14 protein-coding genes are annotated in these 13,776 nt (G+C 42.1%); 6 read left to right on the forward strand and 8 right to left on the reverse strand.

All coding sequences use genetic code 11. From position 1 onward, the window contains the following. Window positions 1-145: 145 nt before the first annotated feature. On the forward strand, window positions 146-1,168 hold the full coding sequence (locus tag IQ13_RS10915; RefSeq protein WP_144886412.1) for a fasciclin domain-containing protein: 1,023 nt from the start codon (window positions 146-148) through the stop codon (window positions 1,166-1,168). A gap of 65 nt (window positions 1,169-1,233) precedes the next feature. On the opposite strand, the gene IQ13_RS10920 is transcribed toward IQ13_RS10915, so the two are convergent. The 4 genes from IQ13_RS10920 to ffh all read right to left on the reverse strand — a co-directional run bounded on the left by IQ13_RS10920 (window position 1,234) and on the right by ffh (window position 4,825). Then, window positions 1,234-2,043, reverse strand: a complete 810-nt coding sequence (locus tag IQ13_RS10920) for an alpha/beta hydrolase (protein WP_144886413.1) — start codon at window positions 2,041-2,043, stop codon at window positions 1,234-1,236. 118 nt (window positions 2,044-2,161) lie between these two features. Next, window positions 2,162-2,680: a ribosome maturation factor RimM gene (locus tag IQ13_RS10925; RefSeq protein ID WP_144886414.1), complete on the reverse strand. Its 519-nt coding sequence runs from the start codon at window positions 2,678-2,680 to the stop codon at window positions 2,162-2,164. Between the two features lie 259 nt (window positions 2,681-2,939). Beyond that, a complete protein-coding gene (gene rpsP / locus IQ13_RS21675) occupies window positions 2,940-3,401 on the reverse strand; it encodes a 30S ribosomal protein S16 (protein WP_144886415.1) in 462 nt (153 codons plus the stop codon). Window positions 3,402-3,499: 98 nt separating this feature from the next. Continuing rightward, window positions 3,500-4,825, reverse strand: a complete 1,326-nt coding sequence (gene ffh / locus IQ13_RS10935) for a signal recognition particle protein (protein WP_144886416.1) — start codon at window positions 4,823-4,825, stop codon at window positions 3,500-3,502. Between the two features lie 174 nt (window positions 4,826-4,999). Between ffh and IQ13_RS10940 the strand changes: the two genes are divergently transcribed. The 4 genes from IQ13_RS10940 (at window position 5,000) to IQ13_RS10955 (ending at window position 7,678) form a co-directional block, all read left to right on the forward strand. After that, a complete protein-coding gene (locus IQ13_RS10940; protein WP_144886417.1) occupies window positions 5,000-5,737 on the forward strand; it encodes a glycosyltransferase family 2 protein in 738 nt (245 codons plus the stop codon). Window positions 5,738-5,758: 21 nt separating this feature from the next. Beyond that, a complete protein-coding gene (locus IQ13_RS10945; protein WP_144886418.1) occupies window positions 5,759-6,673 on the forward strand; it encodes a DUF6263 family protein in 915 nt (304 codons plus the stop codon). 21 nt (window positions 6,674-6,694) lie between these two features. After that, complete coding sequence (locus IQ13_RS10950; RefSeq protein ID WP_144886419.1) at window positions 6,695-7,027, forward strand: hypothetical protein; 333 nt, start codon at window positions 6,695-6,697, stop codon at window positions 7,025-7,027. A gap of 99 nt (window positions 7,028-7,126) precedes the next feature. Beyond that, window positions 7,127-7,678 (forward strand): TlpA family protein disulfide reductase, encoded by a 552-nt coding sequence (locus IQ13_RS10955; RefSeq protein WP_144886420.1) that lies wholly within the window; start codon window positions 7,127-7,129, stop codon window positions 7,676-7,678. An 86-nt stretch (window positions 7,679-7,764) separates the two neighbouring features. Here IQ13_RS10955 and IQ13_RS10960 read toward each other — a convergent pair whose 3' ends face one another. From IQ13_RS10960 to ade, 3 genes are all read right to left on the reverse strand, one after another. Then, window positions 7,765-8,136 carry a hypothetical protein gene (locus tag IQ13_RS10960; protein ID WP_144886421.1) on the reverse strand — a complete coding sequence of 124 codons (372 nt, stop codon included), beginning with the start codon at window positions 8,134-8,136 and terminating at the stop codon, window positions 7,765-7,767. A 66-nt stretch (window positions 8,137-8,202) separates the two neighbouring features. Continuing rightward, window positions 8,203-8,421: a hypothetical protein gene (locus IQ13_RS10965; RefSeq protein WP_144886422.1), complete on the reverse strand. Its 219-nt coding sequence runs from the start codon at window positions 8,419-8,421 to the stop codon at window positions 8,203-8,205. A 122-nt stretch (window positions 8,422-8,543) separates the two neighbouring features. Then, window positions 8,544-10,205 carry an adenine deaminase gene (ade, locus tag IQ13_RS10970; RefSeq protein WP_144886423.1) on the reverse strand — a complete coding sequence of 554 codons (1,662 nt, stop codon included), beginning with the start codon at window positions 10,203-10,205 and terminating at the stop codon, window positions 8,544-8,546. A gap of 138 nt (window positions 10,206-10,343) precedes the next feature. Between ade and IQ13_RS10975 the strand changes: the two genes are divergently transcribed. Beyond that, on the forward strand, window positions 10,344-11,057 hold the full coding sequence (locus IQ13_RS10975; RefSeq protein WP_144886424.1) for an outer membrane lipoprotein-sorting protein: 714 nt from the start codon (window positions 10,344-10,346) through the stop codon (window positions 11,055-11,057). A 54-nt stretch (window positions 11,058-11,111) separates the two neighbouring features. On the opposite strand, the gene IQ13_RS10980 is transcribed toward IQ13_RS10975, so the two are convergent. After that, window positions 11,112-13,619: a DUF5916 domain-containing protein gene (locus IQ13_RS10980; RefSeq protein WP_199758240.1), complete on the reverse strand. Its 2,508-nt coding sequence runs from the start codon at window positions 13,617-13,619 to the stop codon at window positions 11,112-11,114. Between the last annotated feature and the right edge of the window lie 157 nt (window positions 13,620-13,776).

Below are 13,776 nucleotides of genomic sequence, written 5' to 3' on the forward strand. Positions count from 1 at the left end.
ACAACCTCTTTGATTTATTTTATTCATCTTTCTGCGAACCATTTTTTAGATCTACTGTTAATCTACCTCACACCCCTTTGTAACAACCTTCACCTGTATCCCGGAAAGCCAGTACTCATCATTTTTAATCAAACTAAAAACACGTATGAAAAAAAGTATTTTTTCATGGGGCATGCTTGTGGCCGTTTGCCTCTTCGTTACCACGGGATGTCAAAAACAAAACGATGCTGCAGCCGAATCAAACAATTTTGAAAAAGAATCCATTGCTGCCATCATTCAAAATCCCAACACAAGTTTTACTATTAAAAGTTCATCATCACTCATTGCAGCAAGGGGATCTGCAGGAAGACAAGTAAAGTTTACTTACCTCGCTGTTGCACTTGCACGTACCGGTTTAACAAGCACCTTATCAACACTCAATTCAAATTACACTTTGTTTGCTCCAACCGATGAAGCTTTCCAGGCGCTGGGTTTTAAAACGATCCAGGATGTTGTGAAAGCACCAAAGGAAGTATTAACGCCCATTCTTTTGTATCATGTAGTTGCGGCGAAAGTAATGGCTGCTCAGGTTCCTGCCGGTCCGAATGCAGCGGTAAAAACGGTGAACGGTGCTGATGTGTTTCTTACCTCCAACAGTAACGGTGTATTCATTAACGGATCGCCTGTAATTGTTGCCGATGTAAAAGCAGCTAATGGCGTAATACATGTAATTGACAATGTATTGTTACCACCCGCAGGTAACATTGTAGCTACTGCAATCGCAAATCCTGATTTCAGCTTTCTCGTTGCAGCTGTGTTAAGAGCAAGCCAGGGAACAACAAATGTTGCTGCACTGTTAAGTGGCGACGGTCCGCTTACTGTATTTGCTCCAACAAACGATGCGTTTAAAAAAGCAGGATTTAATACTCTTACAGACATTGGAAATGCACAACCCGATGATTTGACTCCCATCCTTGCTTATCATGTTGTACCCGGTCGTGTGTTTTCATCTGATCTCACAGATAATATGAGCGTAAACATGTTTGCAGGGGGCAGCACAACCATTACTTTAACAGGCGGGCCTAAAATTAAAGGAACTAAAAACGCAGAGGCGTTTAATATTATTAAGACAAATATTGTTACAACCAATGGCGTTATCCATGTAATTGATGGTGTATTACTACCATAATTGACCAAATAAAAAAGGCCGTTTTTTAACGGCCTTTTTTTATTGACTATCTTTTAAAAAGTAGATTATTGCATCCCTCCCAAAAACTCAAAAGCATTCATTAACGCCTGATGCAAAATGGTTGCATGATTTTTATTACCGAGGAATTCGAATTGTAATGCATTGCCTTTAATTACCGGCTTAATCAACTCATGTAAGGCTTTTGCATCTCCTTCCATTACCTCTCCTTCCTTACCTACTGCGATGTACACTGCAGTTTTATTTTTTACAGGTGCGGGCTTTACTTTTAATAAAGATTCATTATTCCACCACAAACTCGGACTAACAATTACGTATTGCGAAAACAAATCGGGCTTGGTTAATAATACTTCAGCCGCCAGTAAACCACCCAGCGATTGACCAATAAGCATATTCTTTCCGTTTGTTTTAAATGATTGATTGATATATGGCTGTAATTCTTTCTCGATAAAGCCAATAAACTTTGCTGAGCCTCCGGTAACCGGAAATTTTTGTTTATCTAATTCAGTGGTAGCCGGAAATGTAAAATCCCTTTGCCGGTCAACTTTAGCAATACCCACTACAATGGTTTGTGGCAACACATTCACCCAGGGAAAATTGCAGAACTGCACCAGACCGGCTACATGAATAAAATCTTCATCTGCCGAACCGTCGAGTAAATAGATAACCGAATAACTCGAATCTTTATGGTAGCCATCCGGCAAATAAATATTTAATGTCCGGTCTTCATTCAATACAGCTGAATGCAACTGGCGCACAATGCCCAGCGGAAAAACTTTTTCTTCTGTTTTAGTTTGAGCTGATAGGAATGTTGCAGAGAATAAAAAGAGAATAGCAAAGAGAAGACGATGAAGCATAATGCGGATTGTGAAATTGATGAATAAGAGTCTTAAAAATGTAACCGTTTGTAATTACATCGATCATTGGCAGTACAAATAACAGGCAGATCCCTCGTGCCTCGGGATGACAATTCTATTATCCCAAATACACTTCCAGTAATCCATCAGGCAGCTCTACCACTACCTGTTTCTTTTTATGATTAATGCTGCGGATGGTTTCTTCGTGCAATGGTATCAATACTTCTTTGCCTTCAATTTCAAGGCGACATAAAATCTGCAGCGGTTGTTCGATCACTTCCTGTATCACCGCCAGTTCTTTTGTTCCATCGATCATCATATAACCGATCAATGAAATGGGGGCAGCTTTACCCGCCTGTTTGTGAAAATCGGCTTCACGCAACCACACTTTTTTCGGCGATAGTTTCTTTGCCTGTTCTTTGGTAGTAATACCATCGATGGCAATGTACACTTCTTCTTCGTTCTTGATTTTGGTACCGGTAATGAAGTAAGGCAGAAATTTATCTTTCGATTCTTCAATAAACAATACTTCCAGTCCTTTCAACGATGTTTTCTTGCCAAGATTATGCTTGAGTACCACTTCGCCGTTTAATCCGAATGTGCCGAGTATTTGCCCGATGCTGAAGTATTGTTCCATGCGGCAAAGATATTGTTAAGTACGAAGTTAGAAGTACGAGGTACGAAAATCCGTCGTCTGCAGAATAGCGAACAAACCGTACAAGTTTGTCCTTCGACAAGCTCAGGATAAACTGCAACTAAAATTTCATAGTACCAGTACCGCTAAATACAAATGCATTTTCTTTCCACCTTCCCGTCTTTCCGGCAAAAAGTGCACATAAAAAAATCCCTCACAATAATGCAAGGGATTTTTATGAAGACGAATGTAAGTAATGGGATTACTCAGCTGCCGGTGCTTCACCACCTTCCTGACGCTTAGGAGCCATCGGACGGCGTTGGTAGTTACCACCACTGCGCTGTTTGAATCTTGCCTTACGGGCTTCTTCTCTTTTCTTCGCTTCTGTAGCTTCGTGCTCAGAATGCCAAGCCTGGAATTTCTCCATTGCAGCAGCCTGATCGAAAAGACCAAGACTAACACCACGTAAGAGGTGCTTCAGGTACAATACACCTTTTGTAGAAAGGATCTTGCGCACAGTATCTGTAGGCTGAGCTCCTTTGTGTAACCACTCCAGTGCTTTCTGACGATCGATCTGGATCACAGCAGGCTCTGTTACAGGGTTGTAAGTACCAATTTTCTGAATGAATTTTCCATCTCTTGGGGCTCTTGCGTCGGCCACTACGATGAAATAGAAGGGTCTTTTCTTCGACCCGTGTCTTTGCAGACGGATTTTAACTGGCATCGTAAATTAAAATTTAAATGCGTGAATAAATAAAGGTTAACTAGGATGGCAAAAATAAGCCGTGAAGCTCAAAGTTCCAACCCTTGAAAAATTAAATTTTACCGGCGGCCTAAACCGGGCATCATACGGCCCATGGGCATTTTGTTCATCATGCTCATCATTTGCTTCATCTGCTCAAACTGCTTCATAAAAGCATTTACCTCGGCAATATCTTTTCCGCTGCCTTTGGCTATACGCATACGGCGGCTTTGGCTGATGAGGTCAGGGTTTGCCCTTTCCTGGGGAGTCATGGAGTTGATGATGGCTTCCACACCTTTGAAAGCGTCGTCACTGATCTCAATATCCTTCATGGCCTTGCCCATTCCGGGAATCATACCCATCAGGTCTTTGAGGTTACCCATTTTCTTGATCTGCTCCAGCTGTTGCTTGAAATCTTCAAAATCGAACTGGTTTTTGCGGATTTTCTTCTCCAGCTTCTTGGCTTGTTCTTCATCGAACTGGGCCTGCGCCTTTTCCACGAGTGAGGTAATATCACCCATACCGAGGATACGTTGCGCCATACGGTCGGGGTAGAATACATCGAGCGTATCCATCTTTTCGCCACTGCTCACAAACTTGATGGGTTTGTTTACCGTGTATTTAATGGAAAGCGCCGCACCACCACGGGTATCACCGTCTAATTTTGTGAGTACCACACCGGTAAAGTCCAGTCGGTCGTTGAAGGCTTTGGCCGTGTTCACCGCATCCTGGCCCGTCATACTGTCCACCACAAAGAGGATCTCATTCGGGGTAACCGCATTGCGGATATTCGCTACTTCGGTCATCAACACTTCGTCGATCGCTAAACGACCGGCCGTATCGATGATCACCACATTCTTATTTTTTGCTTTTGCTTCTTTAATGGCGTTTTGTGCAATGGCAACGGCATCTTTATTCTCCCGTTCGCTGTACACATCCACACCAATCTGTCCACCAAGTACAGTCAGCTGATCAATCGCCGCCGGGCGGTAAATATCGGCCGCCGCCAACAAAGGACTTTTGCCCTTCTTGGTTTTGAGATAATTCGCCAGTTTTCCGCTGAACGTGGTTTTACCACTACCCTGCAATCCGGCAATGAGGATTACAGCAGGCGATCCTTTGATGTCCAGTTCGGCTTCGGTACCACCCATCAATTCGGCCAGTTCGTCCTGCACAATCTTCACCATTTGCTGACCGGGGTTCACCGCCAGCAACACCTTGCTGCCGATGGCTTTATCTTTTACCGTATCGGTAAACTCTTTGGCAATCTTATAGTTTACGTCGGCATCCACCAGGGCACGACGGATATCTTTTACCGTTGCGGCAATGTTGAGCTCCGTAATACGGCCTTCACCTTTTATATTCTTAAACGCACTTTCTAACCGTTCGCTTAAATTCTGAAACATAATTCGCTTAATTAAGGGCTGCAAATGTACACCCTATCGCCCAAAGGGGGAAATAGTCTGAACCATGATTTGGGGAGATTTCCATGATTCTTGACATAAGAACAAACGAGACATAGACAATCTTCCCAATCCTAAAATCTGTGAAATCATGGTTGAGACGTTATCTTTGCCGCCATGTTCAACAACAAAAAAGTCATCGTCGTACTGCCAGCTTATAATGCGGCAAAAACACTGGAGATTACCTACAACGAAATCCCGTTCGATATTGTAGACGAAGTGGTGCTGGTAGATGACGCCAGTAAAGATGAAACCGTAGCCAAGGCCAAAGAGCTGGGCATTCAACATATCATCAGCCACGAAAAGAACAAGGGTTATGGTGGCAATCAAAAGAGTTGCTACAAAAAAGCACTGGAGCTGGGCGGGGATATAGTGGTGATGCTGCACCCCGATTACCAATACACACCCATGCTGCTGCATGCCATGATCAGTATTATTGGGAACGATGTGTACCCCGTTGTATTCGGCAGCCGTATTTTGGGTAACGGTGCATTAAAGGGTGGTATGCCGATGTATAAATACATTGCCAACCGTTTTCTTACCCTCACCCAAAACATTTTACTCGGACAAAAACTGTCAGAATACCATACCGGCTATCGTGCATTCAGTAAAGAAGTATTACAGTCAGTGAAACTGGAAGCCTGCGATGATGATTTTATTTTCGATAATGAAATGGTATCGCAGATTTTTTACAAAGGCTACCAGATCGGCGAAGTAACCTGCCCTACCAAATATTTTGAAGAAGCCAGCAGCATCAACTTCCGCAGAAGTATGAAGTACGGCCTGGGTTGTTTAAAAGTGTCGCTCATTTACCGCCTTTGCAAATGGGGAATGCTGAAGAGCAAACTGTATTAACAGTTTTGCTATATTCATAGCATGAGAACACTTGTAGTCATTGCAATCCTTGTTACCTTATTCAGTTGTAACAACAAAAAATCTACAGAAAATACGCTTCGGTTAAATCCCGAAAAAGGGAAGATTTACCGGTATGCTGTTGAAGATAAATTTCAGATAATGGCAACCACGCCCGACGGCGATAAAGAAATTTATACCAAGTTGCTTTACGACTATGCAATTCACTACGATTTAAAAGACAGCGTATTGAATGGCACCTTACGTTTTGAAAACTTCAGAATTGAGTTTGAAGATGGCAATGGCATACAGGTATTTGATACCAAATTTGATTCTGCAAGCTGGAAGAACATTGATCTCTGGTTTTATTACTCATTATTAAAAAGAAACATACCGCTCCGTTTTTCGAAGGAAGGACGTGTGCAGGAAATAAAAACAGTAGAAACAATCAAGCAAAGCTTGATTACTGCTTACAGCCGTAACGGCATCAATACACCTGAACTTACTGCTGTACTAAAAAAGTTTGTTGACAATTTCGTTGTCAACAGAATGACGGTTGAGAACTATGCCTTTTATACAGGAAAGCCGCTGTTGAAAGACAGCAGTTTTACAATTGGCTTTACCGCTTTAATGCCCTTGCATCATGCTGTAACATATAAATACAACCTGCGTAACCAAACAGACACTACACTTACATTGGGAGGAAAAGGCAGTGTACAGTTGATCGATAGTTTGAAGCAGGAATTTCCTTTCAGCTATTTAAAAAATAAACAGCTGCGTACCGAAGGATTTGATGAAGTTCTTTTGCAAAAAGAAACCAATGCTGTTCAGTACCGGAAATCGTATTTTAACCTGGCAGACAGTCTTTTGCTGAACGGCAAGTATTTCCCTGCCAACATTATTGTTGAAAAAGAAACGAAATTGAAAAAGCCGGATTAATACAGTAATTTGGTTTTGCAGATGAAACCACTCCTTTCCATATTCTTTCTGTTTACATTTCTTTTGTTCCAGTACGGGAAGCTGATTGCGTATATGGAATGCCGGATTGTTGCTGCTATTCAATCCACACCCGACTGCGGATGCGAAACCAAGCTGCAGCCATCAACAAACGAAGGGCAGGCCACTACTCCCCTGCACCAGCATACTACAAAAAATTACACCGAAGAAGCCTTTGAAGAAATTTCCATCGCAATAATAAATCCCATATCAACCGCTGCGAAAACCGACAATGCAGTAACAGCTTTTCTGTTAACCGGTTTTGCCCATCAATTACTCCAGCCTCCCCGCTGCTGATTGTTTTCCCAGATAATTATTTATTTCTCTGCACAGCAATTGCATGGCTGCATAGCAGCATGTATTGCTGTACTTCCTTCATTCAAAAAACAATCAGTTATGAAACAACTTTTCATGAGCGTATGCTTGTGTATACTTATCACATTCGTCAACAGTCAGCCAATTAATCAACGCAGTAAAGACCGCAACGGCAATGTCATGCTTGAGGGCTGCTGCACACGTGAAGCATTATTGCAAGAACCTTTTGCTTCGTGGTTTATACCCAACTATAACAACTATGTGGTTGACAGCAGCACCGCAGCTCAACTGCAACAATACATCAGTACCAAAACGTTTGTATTGTTTTTAGGCACATGGTGTGGAGACAGTAAACGGGAAGTACCCCGACTCTATAAAATTTTTGATTATTGCGGTGTAAAACCCGAACAGATAAAAATGGTGATGGTAAGCAATCACGACTCTGTTTACAAGCAAAGCCCTACCCACGAAGAAAAAGGATTGAACATTCTACGGGTACCCACATTGGTGGTATTTGAAAAAGACATCGAGATCAATCGACTTGTTGAATACCCGGTTGAAAGCCTGGAAAAAGATCTGTTGAAAATTTTAAGCAGGAGTACTTATAAGGATGCTTACAATAAAACAAGATAAAAGGTAAGGTTAAAACGATCACGTAGAGATCAGGAGACCATAGAGAACATACACTCTGCCAACTGATATTCTCTGCGTGATTCTTTTTATTCTTCTTTCATATTTATAATCTTATCTACCACATATTTCGAATGACCACGCCATGGAATAGTGCCAAGGTATTCTTTGTAATGCAGCTCAAACACTTTACCGCTGTTGAGCATAAGTATATTAGCTATACTATCGTTCTCTACACTGAATTCAAATTCGTAACTCGCAACGGAACCGGGTGTTCGTGAACGCAGACCGGATTGAATGAGTTTACCCTCATATGTTTTAAAGATGTATCCCTTCTTAACCATGTAATTGAGTTCGCCGGCTTTTACACCTTCGCCAAAAACATAGTAGTAACGCCAGAAAATAACTACCGCCAGTACAACAATAACAATGGTGCTGAAAATACCGATGAACTTTCGCATAAAAACTGTTTCGGCTAAAATAACTGTTATTACTGATTATTTTAAACTGTACCGGAAAAGAGCGCTTTAATAAAGCAGCAGTTCTTCCAGTTCGGCGTGTGAGTTGTCCTCATCTTCCTGCTGGTTCAACAGGTGGGCAGCAGAATAAGAAAATGTTTGTTGCAGAACAACAGGGTCAATATCGAAATGCCTGTCTGTAAAACGTTTAAACGCTTCGATCAGCTCTTTTGTTTCGGAGGTGGAGAGATCAACCACCTGTTCAATGTCACGGAGTAATTGTTGCATATGGTTTTCTTTAATGGATAAAGGGTACTACAATATGAACAAACTATTCCGTTATTTTGTTGCTTTCGGCGGCAAAAAATACAGAATTGAAGACAAGTATCGGTTTACGCTAAGTAATTACCTTAAACCAACCTAAAGCTGTCGCCATCGAACAGGCCCATATCGCTGAGTTTAAGATGTGGTATTACCAACAAGCCCATAAACGAAAGAGTCATAAATGGTGCGGCCAATGTTGAGCCAAGTCGTTTGGCTGCGGCATCAATACTGCTGTAAGCTGCTGCTACTTTGTAACCATCATCGGCACTCATTAAGCCGGCAACCGGTAAAGGCAAAACCTGTTCTGTTTGTTGACCAACTACACTTACACCGCCTTTTGCTTCAATAACCAGGTTTACAGCACGACTTAAACTTTCGGCATCAACTCCCACAGCAATGATGTTATGACTGTCGTGTGCAACGGAAGAGGCAATGGCACCCTGCTTCAAACCAAAATTCTTTACAAACGATTTGGCAACCGGCGCATTGTTGTAACGGTTTACCACAATCATGTACAGCAAATCTTTTTCTGTATTGGCATTGATGATATCGTTTGCAACAGTAAACGAACTGATGGGTTCAATTAATTTATTGGTGATGAGCTGGCCGTCCATTGCTTCAACAACATACACCTGCTCTATGTTTTCTTCATCGGCTTTGCCAAAACGGTTCAGGTGAAATTCAAATTCTGTTACCGGCTTTACATCGCAATTGAAATTATTGATGATACCTGCCTCTGTACTTTCTATCAGCGATTTGCCATTTTCGGCTACCAGTTTTCCGTTGATGTAGGTTTGCTGTACATGAAACTGTTGCAGATCATCTACCACAATAAAATCGGCAGCATCACCTGCACGCAACAAACCCACATCGAGCTTATAATGCAAGACCGGATTAACACAAGCCGTTTTTAATACATTAAACACATCCAACCCTTTTGCCACAGCTCTTGCACAAAGCTGATTGATGTGTCCTTCCACCAAACTATCTGGGTGTTTATCATCGCTGCAGAGCAACAGCATATCCGGATACTCATCAATCAAGCTATACAATGCTTCAAAATTTTTGGCTGCACTTCCTTCCCGGACAATGATCTTCATCCCATACTTCAACTTATCCAGTGCTTCTTCTTTGGTAAAACATTCGTGGTCGGTACTAATGCCTGCCCCGATGTACTTCTTCGCATCCTCGCCACGCAAGCCCGGAGCATGCCCATCAACAGGTTTGCCTAATTCTGATGCCGCTTTTATTTTCTCCATCACTTCCGCATCGGCATGTAACACACCTGGAAAGTTCATCATCTCGCTTAAATATTTGATTTCTTCTTTTTGCAGCAATGCTTTTACATCGGCTGCATGGAGCACGGCACCTGCTGTTTCGAATGTGGTGGCAGGTACACAGCTGGGCGCTCCAAAGTTGAACTTGAAGGGAACGGTCTTTCCGTTTTCGATCATAAACTCCACGCCGGCCATACCGCATACATTGGCAATTTCGTGCGGGTCGCTTACCGTTGCCACGGTACCATGTACCACCGCTAATCTTGCAAACTCCGAAGGCACCAGCATGGAACTTTCGATGTGTACATGACTGTCGATAAAGCCGGGCAGGATATAAGGCTCTCCTTGTTGGGCTCCATCCGACAATTGCTGAATGCTTTTTATACGGCCATGTTCAACATGTACCTCACCATAAAAAACGGAGCTGTTGAAGATATTTACAATATTTCCTTTGTGTAAGTAAACACTCATACGTGAAGCTGTTTAAAATCGGGGCCAAGTTACTGGATGCGGGGCATAAAGCCGCAAGAACCGTTAAACAAAGAAAAAATCAGCGACTGAACTGTAACAATTTCTGTTACTTTAGCACCTATTATAAAAATCAAACAAATGAAAATCGTGAAAATCTTCAGCCTCTTTGTGGCTGCTGTATTCGGAAGCATTTCTCTCCAGGCACAAACTGCCGATGAAATCGTTAACAAACATGTTGAAGCGATTGGCGGTGCCGAGAACTGGAAAAAAGTAACCAGTATTATCCGCACCGGTTCCATGAGCCTGCAGGGTATTACCATTGATGTAACCCAAACAACACTTCACCTGAAGGGATCAAGACAGGATCTGTCGGTAATGGGAATGAACAACTATGTGGTTGTAACACCGGGCGAAGGCTGGATGTTTATGCCGGTACAGCAACAGACCGAAGCACAGAAAATGCCTGATGAGCAGTTAAAAGAAGCACAGGAACAACTGGATGCACAAGGCGCTTTTGTTGATTACAAAAGCAAGGGCCATAGTTTTGAACTGGCAGGCTCTGAAACCGTTGAAGGCAACGACTGCTTTAAGTTAAAAATGACCAGCAAAAGCGGTGTGGTGGTGATGCACTTCATTGATAAGAAAACCTACAACCTGGTTCAGTCTGTTCGTTCAGCTGAAGGAAACGAACTTGTAACCACTTTCAGCGATTTTAAAAAATTACCAGAAGGTATTGTTGTGCCCATGAGCTCTGTAGTGCCGCTTGGTAATGGCATGACTGCAGAGTATACTGTTTCGAAAATCGAAATCAATAAACCGGTTGACGAGTCGTTGTTCAAACCTTCAAAATAAACAACAACTTTCCTGTATAAAAAAAAGAACGGCGCCTTTGGCGCCGTTTTTTTTTTATTTCTTCTTACCCCATTTTTTCATATCAAGATAATCGAGGAAGTAAATCACTTTCAGTGAAAGGTTATTGTTCTGATCAGCGTCCAACGTATTACCGAAGTTTTTAAAGTAGTCCCTTTCAATAACACGGTTAAACGTGTAAATAGAATTCTTCCAAACCACATTCAGGAAACTGCCCGGCGCAAACTGCCAGGTATACACCATATCAATGTTAAAGAAATTGGCATTCTGGTTTACATTACCTGCAAATGTTGCGTTGGGTAACAGCTTGCCGTTTTGCTGCAGGGTAAAATACTCCCTGTTATCTACTGTACTTACATAGTGACGCATACGATATGTAATCCACATCATATTGGTAAAACTGTATTTCACATTTAATACGTTTTCAACGGTGTTTACTTTTCGCTTGGCAAAAATTACATCATCTCCTGCAATGGTTGTAAACCCGATATTGTTAAACCTGGGGAAGTACGCCAGCCTGTGCGATACAGAAAATTTGCTGTTGAAACGGAAGGTTTGTCCAACAGTGGCATCTACACCAAACTGGTTATAAAAATTTACATGACGACGTGCAAATATTTCTGAGAAGAACGAATATTTCTTTGCTTCGTTACTGTTAACCCAGCCCCCCATGGCAAAGCTCTGGTTACGTGTAAAGAATAAACCTGCTTTGCGTGGTTCGTAAAAATCGTTCTGCTTTGTTGTGTAACCAAGAAAGGTTCCTACCCACCATAACTTTTTTGTTTGCACTTCAAGGTTGTAGTTAATATTCCCTGTTTGATAGGTTTCTTTAATACCGGCAAACGGCGTGTACAGTTTACTCACTCTTCCGTTCAGGTTCATAAAAATGCGGTTATACCAGCTCTTCGGCTCAATCCATTTGTAACCGATCCATGTACCATGATCAAGAAAGTTATTATTGGTGAAATAACCCATATCACGATGAGTGTATTTGGTATCGGTTAACTCCTGCCACACATTAAAGTTGAAACGGCCACTGGTTTTACCAAAGTAAACCTGGTGACTATACCCTGTTTGATTTTTTCCATCGGGTAAATAACCAAACAGCTGACTTACGGCTACTTTACCACCAAGATTCCAGGTGTTCTTTTTATCATTCAAGTCGAACAAACCTGCCGTAACATTGGCATCGTAATCGGCGCCACTGCGGGTTACGTTCGTATTGATCAACGAAACACTGCTGTTGTTTTTCATTGACTGATTAAGTACGATAATATTGTAGTTGGTAAGCGGATCGGTTACAAACTTGCGCTGATCTTTTGTATTCACATCTTCAATAGTGGCATATTGTGTTTTGGTAATGGCATTTAAAATACCAATACCTAAACCACTTTGTGTACGTCCGGATATTTTTGATGCATTGATGAGTTTTGATTCTGCAGGATTCTTCAGCAGCTTTTCGTTGGCAGTAAGCTGGTTGCCTGCTTTTCCGTAATGAATAGGTGTACCACCAATACGACGTGAATAAAACAAGCCGCCTTTGCTGAACAACTCTGTGCCTTCTGTAAAAAAATTACGGTACTCGTTAAACTGTACTTCAAACGGTGAAAGGTTCAACACCTGGTTATCACTCTGCACCTGTCCAAAATCAGGAATCAAAGTAGCATCTAATGTAAACGCCTGGTTCAAGCCATACTTCACATCTAAACCTCCATTCACCTGCCCGGTTAAATTTTTTGTTCCGGATTGATTGACAGGAAAATGATTACCATACACCGAAAAATAGGGCGAGAATTGTAAGCGTACCGGTGGTTTTATATTGGTGATCCCTGTCCAGTAGCCTTCCTGTGTTAAAAAACCATTTACGTTCGGATCGATGGGGTTCCAGGTAAACTGCTGACCTGTTTTTTGCCTGCGACGGGTAATGTTCACACCCCACTCCTGCACTTCTTTTTTTCCAAAGCGGATTGCACCGTACGGAATAAAGATTTCAAAACTCCAGCCATTATCGTGCATGACCACGGCACTTTTCCAAACTGCATTCCAGCTGAAATCCTCGCTGTTGCCATCGTTATTGGGCGCCATCTTTGCATCCCATTGTTCGTTGAGCGGTGTAACAAAATATTCAAAGCCGTTGAGGTTATCCTTATAGGTATCGAAGATGATGCCGATGTAATCATTCATACCAAATCCATCACGGCCTTTCAGTTCTCTTGCAATACTGTCTCGTGTGCGCTCGTAACAAAAACCGCCGAAATAAATACCCTCATCGGTGTACATCAAGTAACTCACTGTTTTCGATTCTTCCGCTTCCTTTGCTCCAACAACCGGACGAAACTCAATAAAATCTGTTGCCAGCGATGCATCTTTCCATGCATCTTCATCAATGATCCCATCAATCTTAACCGGTTTGGTTGCACGTTTCGCCTGCAAGATGCGGGGCGCTGCTTTTTCAGTAATTTTTGGAGGAGTTGCTTTTGAAGTTTGTGCACTGACGGATATGCACACGAACAGGCACAACGATGATATGGTTAGTTTCAGCATGATGATGAGGTTTATACTTTAACGAATACGAAAGTAGATTAGTTACATTCAGCAGATAAAAAATTTAGACGAACGGTAGATTTCTGACAACGATATTTTCGCCTGTATTTGTACACAACCTTTCCTACGGATAAGCGGAAAAAATCAAGGATAGCTG

Origin of the sequence: Lacibacter cauensis (genome assembly GCF_007830055.1) — a bacterium.
Classification (GTDB): Bacteria; Bacteroidota; Bacteroidia; order Chitinophagales; family Chitinophagaceae; genus Lacibacter; species Lacibacter cauensis.

Bases quoted from the DNA above. Each gene is read 5' to 3' on its own strand.
- IQ13_RS10915 (WP_144886412.1), top strand. From the start codon at position 146: ATGAAAAAAAGTATTTTTTCATGGGGCATGCTTGTGGCCGTTTGCCTC.
- IQ13_RS10920 (WP_144886413.1), bottom strand. From the start codon at position 2,043: ATGCTTCATCGTCTTCTCTTTGCTATTCTCTTTTTATTCTCTGCAACA.
- IQ13_RS10925 (WP_144886414.1), bottom strand. From the start codon at position 2,680: ATGGAACAATACTTCAGCATCGGGCAAATACTCGGCACATTCGGATTA.
- rpsP (WP_144886415.1), bottom strand. From the start codon at position 3,401: ATGCCAGTTAAAATCCGTCTGCAAAGACACGGGTCGAAGAAAAGACCC.
- ffh (WP_144886416.1), bottom strand. From the start codon at position 4,825: ATGTTTCAGAATTTAAGCGAACGGTTAGAAAGTGCGTTTAAGAATATA.
- IQ13_RS10940 (WP_144886417.1), top strand. From the start codon at position 5,000: ATGTTCAACAACAAAAAAGTCATCGTCGTACTGCCAGCTTATAATGCG.
- IQ13_RS10945 (WP_144886418.1), top strand. From the start codon at position 5,759: ATGAGAACACTTGTAGTCATTGCAATCCTTGTTACCTTATTCAGTTGT.
- IQ13_RS10950 (WP_144886419.1), top strand. From the start codon at position 6,695: ATGAAACCACTCCTTTCCATATTCTTTCTGTTTACATTTCTTTTGTTC.
- IQ13_RS10955 (WP_144886420.1), top strand. From the start codon at position 7,127: ATGAAACAACTTTTCATGAGCGTATGCTTGTGTATACTTATCACATTC.
- IQ13_RS10960 (WP_144886421.1), bottom strand. From the start codon at position 8,136: ATGCGAAAGTTCATCGGTATTTTCAGCACCATTGTTATTGTTGTACTG.
- IQ13_RS10965 (WP_144886422.1), bottom strand. From the start codon at position 8,421: ATGCAACAATTACTCCGTGACATTGAACAGGTGGTTGATCTCTCCACC.
- ade (WP_144886423.1), bottom strand. From the start codon at position 10,205: ATGAGTGTTTACTTACACAAAGGAAATATTGTAAATATCTTCAACAGC.
- IQ13_RS10975 (WP_144886424.1), top strand. From the start codon at position 10,344: ATGAAAATCGTGAAAATCTTCAGCCTCTTTGTGGCTGCTGTATTCGGA.
- IQ13_RS10980 (WP_199758240.1), bottom strand. From the start codon at position 13,619: ATGCTGAAACTAACCATATCATCGTTGTGCCTGTTCGTGTGCATATCC.